This is a genomic window from Streptomyces purpurascens (assembly GCF_045040895.1).
Taxonomy (GTDB): domain Bacteria; phylum Actinomycetota; class Actinomycetes; order Streptomycetales; family Streptomycetaceae; genus Streptomyces; species Streptomyces purpurascens.
This window is the reverse complement of the sequence record NZ_CP108341.1, coordinates 5175307-5197613: the sequence shown is the minus strand read 5'-3', so window position 1 is coordinate 5197613 and position 22307 is coordinate 5175307. Positions and strand designations below refer to the sequence as shown.

The window sequence follows — 22307 nt, the reverse complement described above, 5'->3', positions numbered from 1 at the left end:
CGACGCCGACACCGGCTTCAGAGGCGGGTGAAGCACCATGTTCCGACCGCCAGGGCGAGCACCGCGACGACGCTCGCGAGGGTCGCCGATGCGACGGGCCTCACACCCTCGGCGACGGGCCGGTGCTGACGTACGCGCGTCACGGTCCACGCCAGCAGTCCGCCTCCGAACAGGGAGAACACCGCTCCCGCGAAGATCGCCGGTTCGCTCTCCATGGCCCCCGCGCCCCTTATCCCCAGTCCGCGACTCTCCAGCCTCGGGAGGCTGACACGCGTGGGCGGCGGGCAGGCGAACCGTAGGTGAACGCCGGGGCGACTCGGCGGTGGATCCGGAAGGACCGGCCCCTGGGAACCGGTGCGGGACGAGGTGTTCAAATCGACTCGAAATTTATTGGCGGGCCTCTTCGCCGGGCCCCCTCAGCACGCCGCCTCGCCGGCTTCCCTCAGCGGACCGGCTCCAGGAAGCCCTGCTCCACGAGCAGCCGGATCTGTGCCGGTGTGCGGTCGCGCAGCAGCACCGGGTCCTCGCCGATCAGCTGGGCGATGGCGTCGAGGATGCGCCCGGCACTCATCGTGCCGTCGCAGACGCCCGCGAAACCCGCGCCGACCGTGTCCACCCGCGTCGCCCGGCACATACCGCGGTGCTGGCGCAGCACGACATGCTCGGGGTCCTCGGCGCCGGGCAGCCCGACCTGTTCCTGCACGACCTCGGCGGCGAGCCGGAAATGCCCTTCGAGCAGGGCGGCGTCGTCGTGGCCGCGGAGGTGGTCGAGCCGGTCGAAGTGGGCCTTGACGGTGTCCCCGAGCGGCTGCTCGACCGGATGCGGCCACTCCTCCACCGTGAGGGAGGGCACGGCGGCGCCCGTCCGGCGCAGGGTGATCCAGCCGAAGCCGACGGCCTTCACCTTGCGCGCCTCGAACTCGTCGAGCCATGCGTCGTACCGCGCCTGGTACTGCGCCGCGTCGCCCTCGTGGTCGCCCGCGTCCCGCAGCCACAGCTCCGCGTACTGGTTGACGTCCTGCACCTCACGCTGCACGATCCACGCGTCGCAGCCCCGGGGCACCCATGACCTGAGCCGGTCCTGCCAGTCCTCCCCTTCCACGTGCTGCCAGTTGGCGAGGAACTGCGCGAACCCGCCCTCGTTCAGCCGCTCCCCCGCCTCCTGAACGAGCGTGCGGCACAGATCGTCCCCGCCCATGCCACCGTCGCGGTAGGTGAGCCGGGCACCGGGGGAGATCACGAACGGCGGGTTCGAGACGATCAGGTCGTACGTCTCGTCGTCCCGGACCGGGGTGAAGAGGGAGCCCTCGCGCAGATCGGCGGCCGGGGCACCGGACAGGGCCAGCGTCAGACCGGTGATGTGCAGCGCGCGCGGGTTGAGGTCGGTGGCCGTCACGCGCGTGGCGTGCCGGGCCGCGTGAAGCGCCTGGATGCCGGAACCGGTGCCCAGGTCGAGGGCGGCGCCGACGGGCGTACGGACGGTGATGCCGGCGAGGGTCGTGGAGGCGCCGCCGACGCCCAGGACGACTCCCTCGTCGCGGCTGCCGATCCCGCCGGCGCCACCGACCGCGCAGCCCAGGTCCGACACGATGAACCAGTCCTCGCCGCCGGGCCCGCCGTACGGCCGCACGTCCACGGTGGCGGCGAGCTCGTCCGCGCCGGCGCGCTTGAGCCAGCCGGTCTCCAGGCAGGCGTCGACGGGCAGGACGTCCGCCACGCGCGCGTGCGGCACGGGCTGCTGGAGCAGGAACAGCCGGACGAGCATCTCCAGCGGAGTGTCCCCGCGGGTCGCCCGGAGCGCGGGCACGGTCTCGCTCCGGGCCAGCGCCGCGTACGCGGGCGCGCCGAGCAGTTCGAGCAGTCCGTCGGCGGTGAAGGAGGCCCCGAGCAGGGCGTCCCGGAGCCGGGCGGCGACCTCGGGGCGGTCGGGGGCGGGCAGCGGGGACAGGGGTGACTGGCTGGCGTTACTCACGCCCCCATTGTGGCCGCAGGCACGGCCGGCGCACCTGCCCGTGCCGGGGATCGGGTGCGCCGGCACTGCCCGCCTCGGCGGTCACTCCCGGCTCAGCGGTCCCCGGCGCCGCATGTTCCTCGCTCGGCTCTACGTGGCCGACGCCGACCCCGTCGCGGCCTTGCAGCTCGACTGCCGGGCCATCGCCTGGCCGACCTCGCCCTCCTCCAGGTTGCTGAGCGCGTCGTTCCCGCTCTTGCTCAGCTTGTCCAGCTCGGTGGCGATGTCCTTGAGACCGTCGGCGAACTTGCCCTGGTCCTTCGTGTCGAGCCCGTCGACCTGCTTTTTCAACGAGGCGTACGACGCGGAGATCGTGTTGAGCTCCTTGACCGCGTCCTTCTGCTTCTGCTCGCCGTTCTCGACGTCCGGCGCGCCGGCCTTGTTCACCGCGGTCCCGATCGCCTTGTAGGCGTCGGACATGTCCTGGAAGGCCTGTGCGTCGGTCTTCTGGACGTCCTCCGGTGTGCTGTTGTCCGAGGTCTCCTTCTGGATCGAGGCATTGGCCGACTCGATCTTCTTGGCCTGCGGCTGTACGGCGTCGCAGACGTCCTTGGCCCAGGAGTCCAGCTTCTCGTTGTCGTCGCCGCCGCAGCCCGACAGCGCCAGTACCAGTACCGCACCGCCGGACAGTGCGGCCGCGAGCTTCTTGTTCACCGGTTTGGTCCCTTCCATGGCTCTCGGCCCCGGAACATACACGCCAGGGGCACGGCAACCGCACGCCGAGCACCTATTAAGACCTTTTTGTTACCTTTTGCTCCAAGCGAGATAAGGCTCACGACGTGATCGTGCGAACACACGGCGCGGGCGGACGACGCGCCAACGCGCGCCGCCCGCCCGCACCTTGAGCTGGGGCTCGACGGACCTCCCTACGAAACCACCGCCGGGTCCGGTGACTTGGGTTCCGGTTCGGCGTTGTTTTCGTCACCTACGGCGATGCCGCGCCGCTTTGACACGTAGACCGCCCCGGCGATCACGGCGAACGCGAGCGCCGCGATCAGGATCCGCACGCCGATGCTCTTGTCCGGGCCGTAGGAGAACTTGATCACCGCGGGCGCGATGAGCAGCGACACCAGGTTCATGACCTTCAGCAGCGGGTTGATCGCGGGACCGGCGGTGTCCTTGAACGGGTCGCCGACGGTGTCGCCGATCACGGTCGCCGCGTGGGCCTCGCTGCCCTTGCCTCCGTGATGACCGTCCTCGACGAGCTTCTTGGCGTTGTCCCATGCGCCACCGGAGTTGGCCAGGAACACCGCCATCAGGGTGCCCGCGCCGATCGCGCCCGCCAGGAACGCGCCGAGCGGGCCGACGCCGAGCGTGAACCCGATGAAGATCGGCGCCAGCACGGCCAGCAGACCGGGCGTGGCGAGCTCGCGCAACGCGTCCCTGGTGCAGATGTCGACGACCTTGCCGTACTCCGGCTCCTCGCTGTAGTCCATGATCCCGGGCTTCTCGCGGAACTGCCGCCGCACCTCGTAGACCACGGAACCCGCCGACCGCGACACGGCGTTGATCGCCAGCCCCGAGAAGAGGAAGACGACCGCCGCACCCGCGATGAGACCCACGAGGTTGTTGGGCTGCGAGATGTCCATCATCAGGCTCATCGGGGCGCCTTCGCCCCCGAGCTTCTCGCCCACGTCGCGTGCCCCGGTGATGATCGCGTCGCGGTACGACCCGAACAGCGCCGCCGCCGCGAGCACGGCCGTGGCGATCGCGATGCCCTTGGTGATCGCCTTGGTGGTGTTGCCGACCGCGTCCAGGTTGGTGAGCACCTGCGCGCCCGCGCCCTCGACGTCACCGGACATCTCCGCGATGCCCTGCGCGTTGTCGGAGACCGGCCCGAAGGTGTCCATCGCGACGATCACGCCGACCGTGGTGAGCAGGCCGGTACCGGCCAGCGCCACCGCGAACAGCGCCAGCATGATCGACGTACCGCCCAGCAGGAACGCCCCGTACACGCCGAGGCCGATCAACAGGGCGGTGTAGACGGCGGATTCGAGACCGACGGAGATACCGGCGAGGACGACGGTGGCCGGACCCGTGAGCGAGGTCTTGCCGATGTCCCTGACGGGCCGGCGGGTGGTCTCGGTGAAGTAGCCGGTCAGTTGCTGGATCAGGGCGGCGAGCACGATGCCGATGGCCACCGCGACGAGCGCGAGGACCCGCGGGTCGCCGTCCTTGCCGAGGATGGCCGCATCGGTGACGCCGTCGAGCTCCGAGTACTTCCCCGGCAGGTAGACGAACACAGCCACCGCCACCAGCACGAGCGAGATCACCGCGGAGATGAAGAACCCGCGGTTGATGGCGCTCATGCCGCTGCGGTCGGAGCGCCGGGGCGCCACCGCGAAGATGCCGATCATCGCGGTGATCACACCGATCGCCGGCACGAGCAGCGGGAAGCCGAGCCCGGCGTCGCCGAAGGCCGCCGAGCCCAGGATCAGCGCGGCGACCAGGGTGACGGCGTACGACTCGAAAAGGTCGGCCGCCATGCCCGCGCAGTCTCCGACGTTGTCGCCCACGTTGTCGGCGATGGTCGCGGCATTGCGCGGATCGTCCTCCGGAATGCCCTGTTCGACCTTGCCGACCAGGTCGGCGCCGACGTCGGCGGCCTTGGTGAAGATGCCGCCGCCGACTCGCATGAACATCGCGATCAGCGCGGCCCCGAGGCCGAAGCCCTCGAGCACCTTCGGCGCGTCGGCCGCGTACACCAGCACCACGCACGAGGCGCCCAGCAGGCCGAGGCCCACCGTGAACATGCCGACCACGCCGCCCGTGCGAAATGCGATCTTCATCGCTTTGTGCGAGACGGCGGTCAGATCCTTTTCCGGCTCGCCTGCCGCCGGTGTGGCTTCACGCGCCGCCGCGGCGACACGCACATTGCTGCGTACGGCGAGCCACATGCCGATATAGCCGGTGGCCGCCGAGAACGCCGCTCCGATCAGGAAGAACACCGAACGTCCGGCACGCTGATTCCAGTCGTCCGCGGGCAGCAGCATGAGCAGGAAGAACACGACCACGGCGAATACGCCGAGCGTGCGCAGCTGCCGTGCCAGATAGGCGTTCGCGCCTTCCTGGACCGCCGCCGCGATCTTCTTCATGCTGTCGGTGCCCTCGCCGGCCGCGAGTACCTGGCGCACCAGGACCCCCGCGACCGCAAGTGCCGCCAGCGCGACGACCGCGATGACCACGATGAGGACGCGGTTGCCATCGGTCAGTACGGCGGCTGCGAGGTCTGTGGGATGGCCCGACTGTGGTGAGTTGAAAAGCCCCGCCATTCGTCCTCCTTGACGCTTGGGCTGAGCTCAAGATGTGGACGGGATTGTAGGTACCGGAACCTGATCAAAACAGAGCGCGATAAACGGAATTGGACTTCCGAGGTAATGCCCTGAAAGCATTCCGAGGCGTCCGTGGAGCATGCGAATGATCGTGAACGAATTCACGCGATGAACGGCACAGGAACTACTGTAAAGGCGACCACTGACAGCCGCACATGACGAAGGGCCCCACGAGTGGGGCCCTTCGTCTGGAACGGTGTGCGCCGTGGCCGGTTCAGACCAGAATCGTCGGCGGCGGCGTGGTCGGCCACGTCATCTTGATCAATCCGCCGTGCTCTCCCGCGCTGACCTCGACGTCGTCGACGAGTCCGCTGATGACCGCGAGGCCCATCTCGTCCTCGTCGGCTTCCCCGTCGGGGTCGCCGGGACCGGCGCCGGGCGCGTGCTCGCCCGGGACCGCGTGCGGGGCCTCGTCGCCGACCTCGATGGAGAACTGCTTCTCCTCCTCGATCAGCAGCACCTTCACCGGTGCCGAGATCCCCACGGTCTGGTGCAGCCCGACGGCACGGGTGCACGCCTCGCCGACGGCGAGCCTGACCTCGTCGAGGACGGCCTCGTCCACTCCGGCCCTGCGCGCCACCGCTGCCGCCACCAGCCGGGCGGTCCTGACGTGCTCGGGCAGCGCGCTGAAGCGGAGCTCAACGGTGGCCATGCATCCCCCTCGCAACTACGGGCGTGCTGTCGGGAGGCTCCGGGCCGCCGAAAGCCCGGGCCCCCTCGGTCTTCACTTCTTCCGAACCTCTGCCATGCTTCGGCCGGCCCGGGCGCGAGGCCCGGGTCCGGTGTCAGTCGGTGGCCGCAACCGCTTCCTCGACCGAGGTGTGAATCGGGAACACCTTGGTGAGGCCGGTGATACGGAAGATCTTCAGAATGCGCTCCTGGTTGCAGACCAGGCGCAGGGAGCCCTCATGGGCTCGTACGCGCTTCAGGCCGCCGACCAGTACGCCGAGCCCGGTGGAGTCGAGGAAGTCCACGCCCTCCATGTCGACGACAAGGTGGAAACTGCCGTCGTTCACCAGCTCGACCAACTGCTCGCGCAGCTTGGGCGCGGTATATACGTCGATTTCGCCACCGACCCTGACGATCGTGCGATCGCCCATGGTCTCGGTCGACAGGGACAGGTCCACGGATCCTCCAGCACCTTGCTATCGAGCGGTCGCCCTTGGGGCACTCGGCTTCAGCCCTTGGACGCTTCGCCAGCCGCGATGGCATTCAATCACTTACCGGCAGGCGTGCACGACGCCTTGGCTCCATTGTCCGTCACGCCAGTGACACACTCGGTGCCGATGGCCAAGAATCACCGATCCGATCGCACCCCGACGGACCCCGCCTCCCGACCCGCGCCGGGCGTGGTCCTGGACCGGCTCGCATCCGGTCCGAGCAGGGCTTCGCGCATTACTCATACGGAGCACTTGCCCCCGCGCGAGGGTCGGCATGCCGTCTGGCCGGACCGGATCCGCGCGGAGGTCGTCGCCGCCGTGCGCGCCGCGGGCATCGAACACCCCTGGGCCCATCAGGCCCGTGCGGCCGAGCACGCGCTGGACGGTGATTCGGTCGTCGTCGCCACGGGCACGGCCTCCGGCAAGTCCCTGGCGTACCTCGTGCCGGTCCTGTCCACCCTTCTGGACGGCGCCGAGGCCCCGAACGGCCGCGGCGCGACCACCCTGTATCTGGCTCCCACCAAGGCTCTTGCGGCGGACCAGTGCCGTTCGGTGAAGGAACTTTCACATCCACTGGGCCATTCGGTGCGCGCGGCCGTCTACGACGGCGACACTCCGTTCGAGGAACGCGAGTGGATCCGCCAGTACGGCAACTACGTCCTGACCAACCCGGACATGCTGCACCGCGGCATACTTCCGTCCCACCCCCGGTGGTCCTCCTTCCTGAAATCGCTGAAATACGTCGTCATCGACGAGTGCCACACCTACCGCGGCGTGTTCGGCTCGCACGTCGCCCAGGTGCTGCGCCGGCTGCGGCGCCTGTGCGCCCGCTACGGGGCCTCGCCCGTGTTCCTGCTGGCCTCCGCCACGGCCGCCGAGCCCTCGGTGGCGGCCCGCCGCCTCACCGGCCTGCCGGTGCTGGAGGTCGCCGACGACGCCTCCCCGCGTGGCGAACTGGTGTTCGTCCTGTGGGAGCCGCCGCTGACCGAGCTGCACGGCGAGAAGGGCGCCCCCGTCCGCCGCACGGCCACCGCCGAGGCCGCCGACCTGCTGACCGACCTCACCGTGCAGGGCGTGCGCTCGGTCGCCTTCGTGCGCTCCCGGCGCGGCGCCGAGCTGATCTCGGTGATCTCCCAGGAGCGTCTGGCCGAGGTCGACCGGTCGCTGGCCCGGCGTGTCGCGGCGTACCGGGGCGGCTATCTCCCGGAAGAGCGCCGCGCACTCGAACACGCCCTCCATTCGGGTGAACTCCTGGGCCTCGCCGCGACGAACGCCCTCGAACTCGGCATCGACATCTCCGGTCTGGACGCGGTCGTCATCGCCGGATACCCGGGCACCCGCGCCTCCCTGTGGCAGCAGGCGGGCCGGGCCGGTCGGTCCGGGCAGGGGGCACTGGCCGTCCTGGTGGCACGCGACGACCCGCTGGACACCTTCCTGGTCCACCACCCGGAGGCCCTGTTCGACCAGCCCGTCGAGTCCACGGTCCTCGACCCGGACAACCCCTATGTGCTGGCCCCGCACCTGTGCGCGGCCGCGGCGGAGCTGCCCCTCACGGACGAGGACCTCGACCTGTTCGGCCCGGCCTGCGAGGGCCTCCTGCCGCAGCTGGAGGCCGCGAAGCTGCTGCGCCGCCGCACCAAGGCCTGGCACTGGACCCGCCGCGAGCGCGCCGCCGACCTGACCGACATCCGCGGTGAGGGCGGACGCCCGGTCCAGGTCGTCGAGACCGGCACGGGCCGGCTGCTGGGCACGGTCGACGCCGGTGCCGCGCACTCGACGGTGCACGAAGGCGCGGTACACCTCCACCAGGGCCGCACCTACCTGGTGCGCTCCCTGGACATGGACGACTCCGTCGCCCTCGTCGAGGAGGCCGCCCCGCCGTACTCCACGGTCGCCCGCGACACGACGTCGATCTCCGTCCTGGAGACGGACACCGAGATCCCCTGGGGCGACGGCCGCCTCTGCTACGGCTCGGTCGAGGTCACCAACCAGGTCGTCTCCTTCCTCCGCAGACGGCTCATCACCGGTGAAGTGCTGGGCGAGACGAAACTCGACCTCCCTCCTCGTACGCTGCGCACCCGGGCCGTGTGGTGGACCGTCACCGAGGACCAACTGGACCGGGCCCGCATCAACCCGGAGATCCTCGGAGGCTCCCTGCACGCCGCCGAGCACGCGTCGATCGGCCTGCTGCCCCTCTTCGCGACCTGCGACCGCTGGGACATCGGCGGCGTGTCGATCCCGCTCCATCCCGACACGCTGCTGCCCACGGTCTTCGTCTACGACGGCCATCCCGGTGGCGCGGGCTTCGCTGAGCGCGCCTTCCACACCGCCCGCACCTGGCTGACCGCCACCCGCCAGGCCATCGCCTCCTGCGAGTGCGACGCCGGCTGCCCGTCCTGCATCCAGTCCCCCAAGTGCGGCAACGGCAACGACCCGCTGCACAAGAGGGGGGCGGTGCGGCTGCTCACGGTGCTGCTGGAGGGCGCCCCCGAGGAGAAGGAGACGGAGGAGAACGGGGCGGCCGACCAGCCGACCGGAGGTCCGGAGGAGCCGCTGGAGGACCGGCCCCCGTCCTCCCCGCCGACGGGAGCCCCAGGGGAGCCGTCGGAGGCCCCGCCCGCGCCCTGACCTCCGCCGTGAACGGCCCCCGTCCCGACGCCGCCGTCACGTCCGAGATCTCGCCGACGACCTCGCACCGCACGAGCCGGACGCCCTGTGCCCGGGCCACCCGGCCGGCCCGGGCACAGGCCGCCGTACCGCCCTCGGCCCAGTGGTCCGCCGCCGCGAGCGCCGCGAGATCCGCACCGCCCGCCGCACGGTGCCGGATCGCGACGGCCTGTCCCAGCGCGAGGACGACACCGAACACCACGCACAGGACGGCGATCGCCCCGACGCTCCAGACGGTGGCGGAACCCCGGTCCGAGCCGTCGCGCGTCAAGCCCCGGCGTCTCATGTGCCCACCGCCTCCTCCACCGACGCGACGGCCTCCTCGCGCACGGCGAAGGACAGCCCTCGCAGCACCGGCGGTTCGGCCACGACGATCACCCGGACGTGTTCCGCTTCCCGGCTGACGGTCACCTTGGCGCCGGGCGGTGCTGCCTCCCGGGTCAGCCGCACGACCGCGTCGGGCGGGTCCTGGCGGGCCGCGGCGCGAGCGCCCGTCCGTGCCGCGTCCACGCACTGGATCTGCGCGGCCACGGCAAGCAGACCCCCCACCAGCGCCATCGCGAACATCACCAGTACGGGCAGCACCACGGCCGACTCCGCCGTGACGAACCCCCGGTCCGATCCCCGCTCACATCCGCGCATCGAGCGCTTCCGTCACGATGCTCTGCAGCTCCGCGCTGACCGCGCCGCTGGTGACGACCTTGTAGAGCACGACCGCGAACGCCACCGCCGCGATGATTCCCATCGCGTACTCGGACGTGACCATCCCCGCGTCCCTCCGCGCCGCACGCATTCCGCACGCCAGGGCGCGCAGCCGTGCCCGTACCACCTGATCCATCTCAACCTCCGTGAAAAAGTCCTGACTTCTGTCGGGGTGTCGCCGGCTCCTCCCGGGCCCGTATCCGCGTCATCCACCACCCCCTCCGAGCACCCCGCCCGCGAGCCCGATCACCACGGGCAGTACGCCGACCGCGATGAACGCGGGCAGGAAGCACAGCCCGACGGGAGCGCTGACCATGACGCCCGCTCGGCGGGCCCTGGCGGTCGCGGCGCGGCCCCAGTCGGCTCGGGCCTCGGCGGCGAGCCGTTGGACCGGTGCGGCGGCGGGCAGTCCGGACACGCCGGCCCCTTCGAGCAGCCGGGCCAGGCCTCCGGCGCCCGGAACGGCGGCCAGCCTCCGCCAGGCCGTGCCCGGTTCGCCGCCCAGCCGGACCTCGGCCGCGCCACGCGCCAGGGCTTCGCCCACAGGACCGCCCAGGGCCTCGCCCACCGCCTGCGCCGCGATCACCGGGCCGGCACCCGCCGCGATGCAGGCCGCCAGCAGGTCGGCCGCCAGGGGCAGTTGCCGCGCCGCCTCGGCGAGGTCGGATGCCCGCGCGTCCGTATCCACCGCCTCCTGCCGGAGCCGCCACCGCCACATCCCCACCGCACCGGCCAGTCCCACGGCGGCACCGACGAGGCCGCCGACCAGCGCCCATCCGGCGCACGCCACACCCACGGGAGGCAGCCAGGTCCGCGCGGCCCGGCGTAAGGCAAGGCGCGGGACGGGAGCGGTCTCCTCCCGGGACGACAGCTCGGCCAGCCGACGCCGCATCCTCCGGCGGCGCCGCGCCTCCGTCAGCCACCGCACAAACCACCCGAGGGCCAGCACGATCCCCACCGCCACCCCCAGCCTGTGGACAACTTCCCCGCTCATGCCGCCTCCTCCGCACCCCGCACGATCCGCAGCACCCACCACAGCCCCAGGCCCTCCAGCACACCGCCGACGACCAGACAGCCCAGACCCGCCGCGGTGTGCAGCAGGACATGGAGGGGCTCGGCGCCGAGGGCGGTGCCGATGAGAAGCCCCAGGGCCGGCAAGCCGGCGAGCATCACCGCCGTGGCCCGGGCGCCCGCCAACTGGGCGCGCAGATCGGAGCGTTGGTCCCGCTCGGCACGCAGAGCGGCGGCGAGCCGGTCGAGTCCGGCCGCGAGCCCCGCACCCTGGTCCACGGCCACCCGCCAGCACGCCGCGAGCCCCCGCAGCCCCTCGCCCCCCGGCTGCCGGGCCGCCGCCTCGAGCGCAACCGGCACGTCGCCGCCGAAGCGCGCCGCCGCCAGAACCGTCGCCTGCGCGTCCACGAGTCCCCCGCAATCCCGCGCGGCCCGCAACAGCGCCTCACCCGGCTGGCGTCCGGCCCTCACCTCCCCGGCGAGCGCCCCGCACAACGCGATCACCGCATCCGCCCGACGCTCCCGGTCCCGCCCCGCCCGGCCGGCCAGCCGGACCCGCCGCAGCAACGGCACCCCGGCCGCTCCCAGGACGACCGGCAGCACCGACGCCCCGAGCACCGCCAGCACCAGCCCGGCCACCGGTGACCACCACTCGGCCCGCAACCGGCCGCGGACCCGCCGCAGCCCACCGGTCAGCTGCCGCCACCCGGGCGGCCCACTCCCGACGGCTCCGCCACCCGCGAGCAGCAAGCGCGCCCGACGCGCCACCGAGTCCCGCTCCCCCGACAGCCAGACCGCCGCCCCCATACACGCCACGGCCGCCCCCATCGACATCTCAGCCGCCCCCGCCATCACTCGACCCCTTCAGTCCCTGTCATCGCTCGGCCCTCCCAGTGCCGGCCATCGCTCAGCCCTCTGAGCCCCCGTCGTCGCTCGCCCGCCCGCTCTCACCGGCACAGGGCCGACCTCACCCGGCCCGCTTCCGCTGCCCTCGCCGTCCCCGCTCCGCAGCAGCCCCCGCAGCCGCTCCCACCCCCGTTCGAGCACGAAGGCCTCCGCTCCCCACCGCAGTGCCGGCACCGTCCGCACCAGCCCCGACGAATCCCGCTCCAGCACGTGCACCTCGGCGATGCGCCGCCGCCCGGCCCGGTCGCGTACGAGGTGCAGCACCACGGAGAGGGCGGCCGCCACCTGGCTGTGCAGCGCGGCCCGGTCGAGCCCGGCGGCCGTGCCGAGCGCCTCCAGCCGGGCCGGTACATCGGCGGCGGCATTGGCGTGCACGGTTCCGCACCCGCCCTCGTGGCCGGTGTTCAACGCCGCCAGCAGATGCACCACTTCGGGTCCGCGCACCTCGCCCACGACCAGCCGGTCGGGCCGCATCCGCAGTGCCTGGCGCACCAGGTCCTCGAGGGTGACGAGGCCCGCGCCCTCCTGGTTGGCGGGTCTGGTCTCCAGCCGCACCACGTGCGGATGATCCGGCCGCAGTTCCGCCGAGTCCTCGGCGAGGACGATCCGCTCGTCCGGTCCCACCAGCCCCAGAAGAGCACTCAACAGCGTCGTCTTGCCCGAGCCCGTGCCCCCGCTGACCAGGAAGGACAGCCGTGCGTCGAGCAGCGCGCGCAGCACGCGGTCCCCGCCCGGCGGCACCGTGCCCGCCGCGACCAGTTCGCCGAGGGTGAAGGCACGCGGCCGTACGACCCGCAGCGACAGACAGGCACAGCCCACGGCCACCGGTGGCAGCACCGCGTGCAGCCGGGTCCCGTCGGGCAGCCGGGCGTCGGCCCAGGGGCGGGCGTCGTCCAGGCGGCGCCCGGCCACGGCGGCGAGGCGCTGGGCGAGTCGTCGCACGGCCGCCGCGTCCGCGAAGCGCACCGGCGTCAGCTCCAGGCCGCCGCCCCGGTCCACCCAGACCCGGTCGGGGGCCGACACCAGCACGTCCGTCACCGACGGGTCGGCGAGCAGCGGCTCCAGCGGCCCGCTGCCGACCAGTTCGGACCGCAACTGTGCCGCGGCACCCAGGACTTCGGCGTCTCCGAGCACCCGTCCCTGCTCCCGCAGGGCCTGGGCCACGCGCGCGGGGGTCGGCTCGGCCCCGCTCTCGGCCAGCCACCGCCGCACCCCGTCGAGCAGCCCGGCCCCCTCGGGTCCGGACACCGCTTCGGTCACCGCGCTCATGGGGCACCCGCCTCTACGAGCGCCCGCTCCCAGAACCCCTTGCAGAACCGGGCGAGCGGTCCGCGCGGGGCGGCACCCGGTGGTGCCGTGCCCTCGTCCGGGCGCAGCAGCCCGGGCTCGACCGGCACCTCGCCGGCCAGGGGCAGTCCGAGCAGCCGGGCCACCTCCCGGTCGTCGAGCCCCGGCGGGTACGGCCCGCGGACCGCCACCCGCAGATCGCGCAGGACCATGCCCACAGCGGACGCCACGCGCCCGGCGGCCGCGACGGCCCGCAGCTCGGCGGGCACCACCAGCACGCCGACATCCAACTGGGTGAGCACCTCGGCGACTCCGTCGTCGATGCGGCGTGGCAGGTCGACCACGACCGTGCCGCCGCGGCGACGGGCCGCCGCGAGCACCGCGCGCACCGCCTGAGGCGGGACGGCGATCCGGTCGCCACGGTCCCAGCTGAGCACCCGCAGCGAGTGCAGCTCGGGCAGCGACTCCTCCAGGGCGCCCCCGCCGACCCGCCCGCGGGAGGAGGCGAACGCGGGCCAGCGCAGCCCTTCGGCCGCCTCACCGCCGAGGAGTACGTCGAGTCCGCCACCCAGCGGATCGGCGTCCACCAGGAGCGTGCGCAGCCCCTCCCGCGCGGAGGTGACGGCCAGCGCGCACGCGAGCGTGGACGCGCCGGCCCCGCCCCGGCCGCCGATGACGCCCACGGTGAGGGCGGGCCGGCCGACACCCTCGGCCACATCGGCGATGCGGTCGACGAGCCACTGCTCGCCGTCGGGCAGCATCAGGACGTGCTCGGCGCCGATCTCGACCGCCCGCCGCCACACCCCCGAGTCGTCCTGGTCCCGGCCGACGAGGACGACGCCCCTTCTGTGCACGGCCCCGCGAACGCGCCGCGCGGCGTCGTCCCCCACGAGGACGAGCGGCGCGGCCTCCCAGCCGCCTCTGCCCTCCGGCACCCCGTGGTGCACCTCGGGTGTGGCGCCCGCCGCCGCGCACAGGCGCAGCAGGTCGTCGAGGAGGTCGGTGTCCTCGGTGACGATCAGTGGTCCGCCCTGCCGCCCTCCGGCGGCCGGTGGCGGATCGTGTGTGACGGCTCCGGCCACGGTCATCCCCCTTCACTGCTTGCCTCGCGCGGCCCTGCGGCCCCGCGATTCCCGAACGTGGAAGAACCGACAAGGCGGCCTCCCAATGAACGGCCGGCAGAAACCGGCCAAACGCCCCCCGGCAATCGGAACCGGCCATGAACTCGCCGCGAGCGGGGTGCGTGGGAATCACGGTGCAGCGATCCCGGAAATCGTGTGGATCTTGGTGGATAACTGTGGACGTCTCGACAGTTGTGAATATCGCCGTCACCCATACCGGTGACCGCCGCAGGCCCTCTGTGCGACTTCCACAGAGCAGTCCGACGGCTACACAACGTGAGGAATCATGGACATGACAACACTGTCGCCGACGCCACATCAGAGCGGCGATCCGGCCGCGCGAAGAAGGGAAAAACCCACCCGGACATGCGACGACCCCCGCCGGGGGGGAGAGCGGGGGTCGTCCCCACGGCCGACTCGGGGGGGGAGGAGTCGGGCCGGGTTAGCACGGTCGCGAACGATCCGTGACTTCCATGGTGTACCCGAGAGCCCTCTCAGGCAAACCCACGCGCCCCACCTTACGCCGAATGGGCTGCCCCTATGCTCAGGGGCGTGGAAAACCACTCGTTGCCCCGCACAGCCGCCTTCTTTGACCTGGACAAGACGGTCATTGCGAAGTCGAGCACGCTCACGTTCAGCAAGTCGTTCTACCAAGGCGGTCTGATCAACCGCAGGGCTGTCTTGCGCACCGCATATGCCCAGTTCGTCTTCCTGGCCGGCGGCGCCGACCACGACCAGATGGAGCGCATGCGCGCCTACTTGTCCGCGCTGTGCCGCGGTTGGAACGTGCGGCAGGTGAAGGAGATCGTCGCCGAGACGCTGCACGATCTGATCGACCCGATCATCTACGACGAGGCCGCCTCCCTCATCGAGGAACACCACACCGCCGGCCGCGATGTCGTGATCGTGTCCACGTCGGGCGCGGAGGTGGTCGAGCCGATCGGTGAACTGCTCGGCGCGGACCGCGTGGTGGCGACCCGCATGGTCGTGGGCGACGACGGCTGCTTCACCGGCGAGGTGGAGTACTACGCGTACGGCCCGACCAAGGCCGAGGCCATCAGGGAACTGGCCGCGTCCGAGGGGTACGACCTCAGCCGCTGCTACGCCTACAGCGACTCGGCGACCGACGTCCCGATGCTGGAGTCCGTCGGCAACCCGCATGCCGTGAACCCGGACCGTGCGCTGCGCCGCGAGGCCCTCGCGCGCGGGTGGCCGATTCTGGACTTCCACCGCCCGGTCCGGCTCAAGCAGCGCATTCCCGCGTTCTCCGTACCGCCGCGTCCGGCGCTCGTCGCGGTCGCCGCGATAGGCGCCGCGGCGGCCACCGCGGGTCTCGTCTGGTACGCGAACCGGCGCCGGGCGACGGCCGCCTGACCCGGGACGACTCCGAGTCCTATTTGAACCCAAAAGTAAAGAACCGCAGCCTGGACTTCCACTTACTGCGGGGCAGGAGTACAAAGGACTCAACGGCCCGCGAGACCAAGGACATCCGAGAGGATCACCTTAAATACGCATTTGGCCCCACGGACCGAGCATGAACACCGGGCACCCACGCGACGTCGACCCGTCGAATACGGGCCAGCCGCACCAGGGACGGGCAAAGCTCCCGACCTGATGGGCATATATCGAGGACGCTTGGTAACTCGATGCTCATGCCAGCGGCGGTACGAGTTCCTCGTACCGCCGCATCACTTTCCGGCCCCTGCGGACGAGTGTCACGCCGCCCCGCGTTGCAGCGCCTCGCACACCGCCGTCGACTCGCGTGCCCCCAGTTCGACCGCCCTGCCGCAGTGGGCGATCCAGGCGGCCACGCCCTCCGGCGTACCGGAGACGTACCCGTCGAGGGCTTCCAGGTAGGCGCCGCGGCCCAGTTCGGCGTGGCCGACCTCGGCCGGGCAGACCGACTTCGGGTCCAGACCGCTGCCGACCAGGACGATGCGCTCGGCCGTGCGCGCGACCAGGCCGTTGTGGGACGTGAACGGGCGCAGCGCGAGGAGTTCGCCGTGCACGACGGCGGCCGTCACCAGCGCAGGGGCGGTACCGCCCGCGATGATCAGCCCGGCCAGCCCCTCCAGCCGGCCGTGCGTCTCGGCCGCGCTCGGCAGCGGCAGCGCGACGAGCGGCTCGTCGACCGGCTCGCCCTCCTGCCGGGGCCGTCCCACCCGGTCGGCCTGGTCGGCGGCCGCGACCAGGTGCAGCCGGGCCAGCACCCTCAGGGGTGACTGCCGCCAGATCGACAGCAACTGGCCCGCCTCAGCGGTGAGCCGCAGTGCGGCACCCACGGTGTGCGCCTCGTCGTCACCGCTGAAGTCCGTACGCCGGCGCACCTCCTCCAGGGCCCAGTCCGCGCCGGACAGCGCCGCCGAGCCACGAGCGCCGCGCAGGGCGGCCTCGGAGGTGACCGCGTTGCTGCGCCGCCGCATGATCCGGTGCCCATAGACCCGGTCCACGGCCTTGCGCACGGACTCCACGGACTCGGCCACGCCTGGCAGCGCCCCAAGGGTCGCGAGGGGATCGGCCGTCGCACCTGCTGTACTCATGAGTACGACCCTACGCACCCCGGGAGCCCTCCCCACGGCGGAGTGGCCTTCTTCACTGCGCTACCGCTTCGCCGCCGGCGCCCCGGGCACGCCCTTCGGGGCCGGGGCCGGGCCACCCGCGAGGAAGGACGCCCAGCCCTGCTTCGGCGCCTCGCCGACCTTCAGGGAGCGCAGCTTCTCCAGCGTCTTCGGGTCCTGGGCGTCCAGCCAGTCCACGAGCCGGCGGAACGAGACACAGCGCACCTCCGGCTTGGTGCACACCGCCTCGATGACCTGCTCGACGGCCCGCATATAGGTACCGCCGTTCCAGGACTCGAAGTGGTTGCCGATGATCAGGGGCGCGCGGTTGCCTTCGTACGCCCGGTGGAAGCCCTTGAGCAGGCCGTCGCGCATCTGGTCGCCCCAGAAGTCGAACTTGCCGGGGTCGCCCTGAGTGGTGGTGCCCGACTGGTTGACCATGAAGTTGTAGTCCATGGTGAGCTGCTCGTAGGAGTGCCCGGGGAAGGGCACGAGCTGCATGGACACATCCCACAGGCCCTGCTTCCGCTTGGGCCAGACCTGGTCGTTGACGCCGCTGGTGTCGTAGCGGAAGCCCAGTTCGCGGGCCGCCTTCATGAAGTTCCGCTGGCCTTCGAGGCAGGGTGTGCGGGCGCCGATGAGCTCCTTGTCGTAGTCGAAGGGCAGCGGGGACGCGTTCCGCAGGCCCGTGTTGGTCTTCCAGGTCCTCACGAAGTGCTTGGCCTGGGCGATCTCGTCCTTCCAGTCCTCCACCGACCACTCGCCGACCCCGCCGCCGCTGCCGCAGAAGTGGCCGTTGAAGTGCGTGCCGATCTCGTTGCCCTCCAGCCACGCCAGGCGCAGTTGCTTCGCGGTGGCGGCGATGCCGCTGCGGTCGTTGAAGCCGATGTCGGAGCGGCCCGGGGAGTGCTGCGGCGGCCGGTAGAGGTCGCGTTTCTCGTCCGGCAGCATGTACACGCCGCTCAGGAAGTACGTCATCGTCGCGTTGTTGGCCTTGGCGACCTCGCGGAAGCGGGAGAACAGCTTCTGGCTGTCCTCGCCCGCGCCGTCCCAGGAGAAGACGACGAACTGCGGGGGCTTCTGGCCGGGCCGCAGCCGCTCGGGCCTGGGCAGGTGGGGCTGGGCACCGGTGTAGGCGGTGGAGCCGTCTCCGATCAGCCGGACCGCGCTCTTCGGCGCCTGGGCCGGCTTCGCCGTCTGCGGGGCGGGGCCTTCATGCCGGGAAGTGCCGGTCGAGCAACCGGCGAGCGATGCGGCGCAGACCGCGGCGATCACGGAGCACGCGGCAATCCTGTGGGTGGCGGCCATGTGTCGCCCACCTTCTTCCTTCTCTCGGGTGCCGACAGCGCCGCCAAATTCGCACGGGACCGAGAAGGAATTAGTACGACAAGCCGATCAAATGGCCACTTCACTCGTCGGGGTGATTTATTCGCCCATTTGCCCGTAAAGTCTATGCCCGCCCTTTACTCTGCATTACGATCCGTTTACCGAGCGTTGATTCATCCCGCCGATTTACGCCGTGACCTACGGCCGCGACCGAACCCCGCCCCGAGCGGGAGCCCCAGTCACGCGACCGCGCAGCCCCGGAGGAGACGGGAAACAATGTCTGCCTGCGTCCCCACACGCGCCGCCGACCCGAACCGGACCGAGCGCACCCACCCGCCCCACAGCCCGCCGCCGACCGGCCCCCGCCGCTTCCGTATCGCGGGTGCCGACGTGTCGGCCTCGATCGCGGTCTTCCTGATCGCCCTGCCCCTGTCCCTGGGCATCGCCCTCGCCACCGGCGCCCCCCTGCAGGCCGGCCTCGTCGCCGCCGCCGTGGGCGGAGTCGTCGCCGGACGGCTCGGCGGCTCCCCGCTCCAGGTGAGCGGACCGGCCGCCGGACTCACCGTCGTCACCGCCGACCTCATCCTGCGCTACGGCTGGCGGACGACCTGCGCCATCACCGTCCTCGCCGGCCTCGCCCAACTCGGCCTGGGCTGCCTGCGCGTGGCCCGTGGCGCCCTCGCCGTCAGCCCCGCCATCGTGCACGGCATGCTCGCCGGGATCGGCGTCACCATCGCCGTCGCCCAGCTGCACATCGTGCTCGGCGGCACACCGCAGAGCTCCGTCCCCGACAACCTCCGTGCGCTGCCCGCCCAGTTGGCACACGTGCACCCGGCGGCCCTCTCGGTGAGCGCGCTGACCCTCGCGCTGCTGCTGCTCTGGCCGAGACTGCCCGGCAGGGCCGGACGCCTGCTGCGCAAGATCCCGGCCGCGCTCGTCGCCGTGGCAGGAGCCACCGCCGTCGCCGCCCTCGCGGGTCTGCGCCTGCCCAAGGTCGACCTGCCGTCCTGGAACAACCACGCCCTGGCCGGGCTGCCCGAGGGCCCCGTGCTCGGCCTAGTCGCCGCGGTGCTCACCACCACGCTGGTGTGCAGCGTGCAGTCACTGCTCGGCGCGGTCGCCGTGGACAAGCTGGTGGCGGGCCGCCCGGGCCTGTCCGCCCAGGTCGGGCGTTCCCGCCTCGACCGCGAACTGCTCGGACAGGGCGCCGCCAACATCGTCTCCGGCTCGCTCGGCGGACTGCCCATCGCCGGTGTGGCCGTGCGGAGTTCGGCGAATGTGCACGCGGGTGCGGTGAGCCGGAACTCCACGATGCTGCACGGCGTTCTCGTAGTGATCGCCGCACTGCTGATGGTCCCGCTCCTGGAGCTCATCCCGCTCGCCTCGCTCGCCGCCCTGGTGATGGCCGTCGGCATCCAGATGGTGTCCCTGCACCACATCCGCACGGTGACGCGCCACCGGGAAGTGTGGGTCTACGCCGTCACCACCCTGGGCGTCGTGTTCCTCGGCGTCCTGGAGGGCGTGGCGCTGGGCATCGCCATGGCCGTCGGCGTCGCCCTGCACCGCCTCACCCGCACCCGCATCACGCACGACGAGACGGAAGGAGTCCATCACGTACACGTCAGAGGGCAGCTGACGTTCCTCGCGGTGCCACGGCTCAGCCGGACCCTGCATCTCGTACCCCATGGGGCCGACGCCGTCGTCGAGATGGACGGTTCGTTCATGGACCACGCGGCGTACGAGACGTTGCAGGACTGGCAGAGGACGCACACCGCGCAGGGCGGCACCGTGGAGATCGCCGGGCGGCACCCCGGCACCCGTATCTCCGAGCCCCATGCCTTCACCGGCTGCCGTTGCCGGCCCTGGACACCCTGGCGCAACCACCAGTGCGACCGCCCCCGGTCCGCGCCCCACTCCGAGCACCACCCGGACGGGACGGACCGCCCCGAGCCGGACCCGACGGGGCCCGGCGGAGCCAGCGGGGACGAACTGGCGCGTGGCATCAGCGCGTTCCAGCGCAACACCGCGCCCCTGGTGCGCAGTGAACTGGCGCGGCTGGCGCGCGAGGGACAGCGGCCTTCGCAGCTCTTCCTGACCTGCGCCGACTCACGGCTGGTCACCTCGATGATCACCTCCAGTGGTCCCGGCGACCTCTTCGTGGTGCGCAACGTGGGCAACCTCGTGCCGCTGCCCGGCGAGGAGAGCGGCGACGACTCGGTGGCCGCGGCGATCGAGTACGCGGTGGACGTGCTGAAGGTGCGGTCCATCACGGTGTGCGGGCACTCCGGGTGCGGAGCCATGCAGGCGCTGCTCAGCTCCGAACCGGGAGGCACCCGGACCCCGCTCGAGCGATGGCTGCGGCATGGCCGGCCCAGTCTGGAGCGCGTGACCGACGACAGCCCGCCGTGGGGCAGGCTCGCCGGACGGGCGCCCGAGGGCGCGGTCGAGCAGCTCTGCCTGACCAACGTGGTCCAGCAGTTGGAGCATCTGCGCGCCCACGACTCGGTCGCCCGCGCCCTGAAGGAGGGCGAGCTGGAGCTCCACGGCATGTACTTCCACGTCGGCGAAGCCCAGGCCTATCTGCTCACCGACGTGGACGGGGACCGGGTGTTCGACCACGTACGGGAAGCCGGCCTGCCGGCCTGAGCGCGGGGCCCCGCCCCACGGCAGCCGGCGTAAGTCGGGGCCCCGCCCCACGGCAGCCGGCGTGAGCCCGAGGCCTCGCCCCATGGCAGCCGGCGTGAGCCCGGGGCCCGCCCCTCGGCAGCCGACGTGAGCCCGCGGCCCGCCCCCCGGCAACCGGCCGAGGCCGCGGTCCGCGCCACCCGACAGCCCCTGCCCGGGGCGGGCCGGGCGAAGGCGAGCGGCGACCCCCGTACGCCGCCAGCCGTCGCCCGCCGCCCGCCGGCGCCCTCAGCCCTGAGACTCCGGCTCGCACGGCGCGATCTTGCCCTTGATCGCGTAGAACGACTCGGAGTTGAGCCCGGGTTTCCCGTCCTTGCGGCTGGTGTTCTCCATGCCCAGGGAGTCACCCGGGTGCAGGGTGACCTGCCAATTGCGGTGGAAGGCCGGGTCGGTCGGACCCCCGACGGGGACAGAGCCCTCCTCGGGCGGCTCGTCGCCGATGAAGCCCCGTGCCACGACGCCGCTGCCCGCCAGCATCGTGCCGCGCGGCTGCTTGCAGTGCTGACCGAAGGAGAGGTTGTCGATGGTCACGTGAATGCCCTCGGCCCGCAGGCGTTCGGCCAGCCGGCGCTGGGAGTCCTGGCCTATCGCGATCTTCGTGAGGGTGAGTGTGACGCTGCCGTCGCCGTGCCGCTCCACCGCGTACGCCGGGGATTCGCCCGGTGAGCCCGGCACGAGGACGAGCACCAGCCCGGTCACGGCGCAGGCGCCCGCGGTCAGGGCGAGCCGCCGTCCCGTGAGCACCCCCGCGAACGGGGAGCGTCGCGCGGTGACCGCCTCGGCGGCACCGGTGGCCCCCCGCACCTCGATCTCGCGCCGCAGCTCGGCCAGCAGCCGGTCCTCGAACGTGGTCTTCGTGGTCATGCCTCTCCTCCGGTTTCTCCGGCTCCGCCGGTGACGTACGACAGGGATGCGCCGGGCGGTGCCTTCGGCACCGAATCCGCCTCCGCCCGCAGGGTCTTGCGGGCCCGGTGCAGTCGCACCCGGGCCGTGACCTGGCGGATGCCGAGCGCCGCGGCGGCCTCGGTCACCGTGAGTTGGTCCACGGCGACGAGTTCGACGACGGCCCGTTCACCGTCCGGCAGCCGCTCCAGCGCGGCCAGCGCCCGGCGTCCCGGACTCTCGGCGTCGAGCTTGTCCTCGAGCCGCGCGATGTCGTCGGGCTCCAGCAACCGCCGCCCCGAGATACGGCGGTCACGCGCCGTCTCCCGGGCGACCCGGCGGCGTTCGGAGGAGACGATGTTGCGGGCGATGCCGTACAGCCAGGCCCGCTCGTCGCCCCGGCCGGGTCGGTAGGTGTGGGCGGAGTCGAGCGCCGCGAGGAAGACCTCGGCGGTCAGGTCCGCCACCGTGTGGACGTCGGCGACACGCCGGGCCACGAAAGACATCACGGCGTCCACGTGGCGCCTGTAGAACTCTTCGAAGAGCTGGGGGTCGTGGGCCGCCGCCGCGGGCCCGCCCCGTATGCCGTCCACTCGCCGGTCCTCTCTCTCGGTGCGCTTCACCTGTACTTGGGCCGGACTGTGAGAGGCGTTACAAAG

General features: G+C 72.1%; 19 protein-coding genes and 1 pseudogene. 3 read left to right on the top strand and 17 right to left on the bottom strand.

The window, feature by feature from the left end; all coding sequences use genetic code 11:
* Positions 1-17: 17 nt before the first annotated feature.
* The 6 genes from OHU35_RS23700 to bldG form a co-directional block, all read right to left on the bottom strand.
* Positions 18-215, bottom strand: coding sequence for a hypothetical protein (locus tag OHU35_RS23700; RefSeq protein WP_189725790.1), 198 nt, complete (start codon positions 213-215; stop codon positions 18-20).
* A 227-nt stretch (positions 216-442) separates the two neighbouring features.
* Positions 443-1972: a methyltransferase gene (locus OHU35_RS23695; protein ID WP_359890572.1), complete on the bottom strand. Its 1530-nt coding sequence runs from the start codon at positions 1970-1972 to the stop codon at positions 443-445.
* 129 nt (positions 1973-2101) lie between these two features.
* Positions 2102-2683: a small secreted protein gene (locus OHU35_RS23690; RefSeq protein ID WP_189725788.1), complete on the bottom strand. Its 582-nt coding sequence runs from the start codon at positions 2681-2683 to the stop codon at positions 2102-2104.
* Between the two features lie 194 nt (positions 2684-2877).
* Complete coding sequence (locus OHU35_RS23685; RefSeq protein WP_359890576.1) at positions 2878-5283, bottom strand: sodium-translocating pyrophosphatase; 2406 nt, start codon at positions 5281-5283, stop codon at positions 2878-2880.
* Positions 5284-5557: 274 nt separating this feature from the next.
* Positions 5558-5995, bottom strand: coding sequence for an ATP-binding protein (locus OHU35_RS23680; protein WP_184594622.1), 438 nt, complete (start codon positions 5993-5995; stop codon positions 5558-5560).
* Between the two features lie 133 nt (positions 5996-6128).
* A complete protein-coding gene (gene bldG / locus OHU35_RS23675; RefSeq protein ID WP_003991900.1) occupies positions 6129-6470 on the bottom strand; it encodes an anti-sigma factor antagonist BldG in 342 nt (113 codons plus the stop codon).
* Between the two features lie 78 nt (positions 6471-6548).
* Here bldG and OHU35_RS23670 point away from each other — a divergent pair, with 78 nt between their 5' ends.
* Entirely contained in the window at positions 6549-9131 is a 2583-nt protein-coding gene (locus OHU35_RS23670) for a DEAD/DEAH box helicase (protein WP_359890582.1), read from the top strand.
* Here OHU35_RS23670 and OHU35_RS23665 read toward each other — a convergent pair.
* From OHU35_RS23665 to ssd, 7 genes and pseudogenes are all read right to left on the bottom strand, one after another.
* Positions 9070-9456: pseudogene (locus OHU35_RS23665) on the bottom strand (Rv3654c family TadE-like protein); the annotation flags it as partial. The gene OHU35_RS23670 and the pseudogene OHU35_RS23665 overlap by 62 nt on opposite strands.
* Positions 9453-9812 (bottom strand): TadE family type IV pilus minor pilin, encoded by a 360-nt coding sequence (locus OHU35_RS23660; protein ID WP_189725786.1) that lies wholly within the window; start codon positions 9810-9812, stop codon positions 9453-9455. The pseudogene OHU35_RS23665 and the gene OHU35_RS23660, both read right to left, overlap by 4 nt.
* On the bottom strand, positions 9799-10008 hold the full coding sequence (locus OHU35_RS23655; RefSeq protein WP_189725785.1) for a DUF4244 domain-containing protein: 210 nt from the start codon (positions 10006-10008) through the stop codon (positions 9799-9801). Before OHU35_RS23655 ends, OHU35_RS23660 begins: the two co-directional genes overlap by 14 nt.
* A 69-nt stretch (positions 10009-10077) precedes the next feature.
* Positions 10078-10866, bottom strand: a complete 789-nt coding sequence (locus OHU35_RS23650) for a type II secretion system F family protein (protein WP_405506765.1) — start codon at positions 10864-10866, stop codon at positions 10078-10080.
* Positions 10863-11735 carry a type II secretion system F family protein gene (locus tag OHU35_RS23645; RefSeq protein ID WP_189725783.1) on the bottom strand — a complete coding sequence of 291 codons (873 nt, stop codon included), beginning with the start codon at positions 11733-11735 and terminating at the stop codon, positions 10863-10865. Before OHU35_RS23645 ends, OHU35_RS23650 begins: the two co-directional genes overlap by 4 nt.
* Before the next feature lie 12 nt (positions 11736-11747).
* The gene (locus OHU35_RS23640) at positions 11748-13058 is read right to left on the bottom strand and encodes a TadA family conjugal transfer-associated ATPase (RefSeq protein ID WP_229873082.1); all 1311 of its coding nucleotides are present in this window, start codon (positions 13056-13058) and stop codon (positions 11748-11750) included.
* A complete protein-coding gene (gene ssd / locus OHU35_RS23635; RefSeq protein ID WP_359890589.1) occupies positions 13055-14158 on the bottom strand; it encodes a septum site-determining protein Ssd in 1104 nt (367 codons plus the stop codon). Before ssd ends, OHU35_RS23640 begins: the two co-directional genes overlap by 4 nt.
* Before the next feature lie 579 nt (positions 14159-14737).
* Between ssd and OHU35_RS23630 the strand changes: the two genes are divergently transcribed.
* Positions 14738-15571 carry an HAD family hydrolase gene (locus OHU35_RS23630; RefSeq protein ID WP_405506762.1) on the top strand — a complete coding sequence of 278 codons (834 nt, stop codon included), beginning with the start codon at positions 14738-14740 and terminating at the stop codon, positions 15569-15571.
* A gap of 341 nt (positions 15572-15912) precedes the next feature.
* Here OHU35_RS23630 and OHU35_RS23625 read toward each other — a convergent pair whose 3' ends face one another.
* Entirely contained in the window at positions 15913-16737 is an 825-nt protein-coding gene (locus OHU35_RS23625) for an oxidoreductase (RefSeq protein WP_189725780.1), read from the bottom strand.
* A 60-nt stretch (positions 16738-16797) separates the two neighbouring features.
* Positions 16798-18063: a hypothetical protein gene (locus tag OHU35_RS23620; protein ID WP_189725779.1), complete on the bottom strand. Its 1266-nt coding sequence runs from the start codon at positions 18061-18063 to the stop codon at positions 16798-16800.
* Positions 18064-18357: 294 nt separating this feature from the next.
* On the opposite strand from OHU35_RS23620, the gene OHU35_RS23615 reads away from it, so the two are divergent.
* A complete protein-coding gene (locus tag OHU35_RS23615) occupies positions 18358-20727 on the top strand; it encodes a bifunctional SulP family inorganic anion transporter/carbonic anhydrase (protein ID WP_189725778.1) in 2370 nt (789 codons plus the stop codon).
* A 267-nt stretch (positions 20728-20994) separates the two neighbouring features.
* Here OHU35_RS23615 and OHU35_RS23610 read toward each other — a convergent pair whose 3' ends face one another.
* Together OHU35_RS23610 and OHU35_RS23605 are read right to left on the bottom strand one after the other, a co-directional pair.
* A complete protein-coding gene (locus OHU35_RS23610; protein WP_359890598.1) occupies positions 20995-21630 on the bottom strand; it encodes a hypothetical protein in 636 nt (211 codons plus the stop codon).
* The gene (locus OHU35_RS23605; protein ID WP_189725776.1) at positions 21627-22241 is read right to left on the bottom strand and encodes an RNA polymerase sigma factor; all 615 of its coding nucleotides are present in this window, start codon (positions 22239-22241) and stop codon (positions 21627-21629) included. The genes OHU35_RS23610 and OHU35_RS23605 overlap by 4 nt, the downstream gene beginning before the upstream one ends.
* Positions 22242-22307 lie beyond the last annotated feature (66 nt).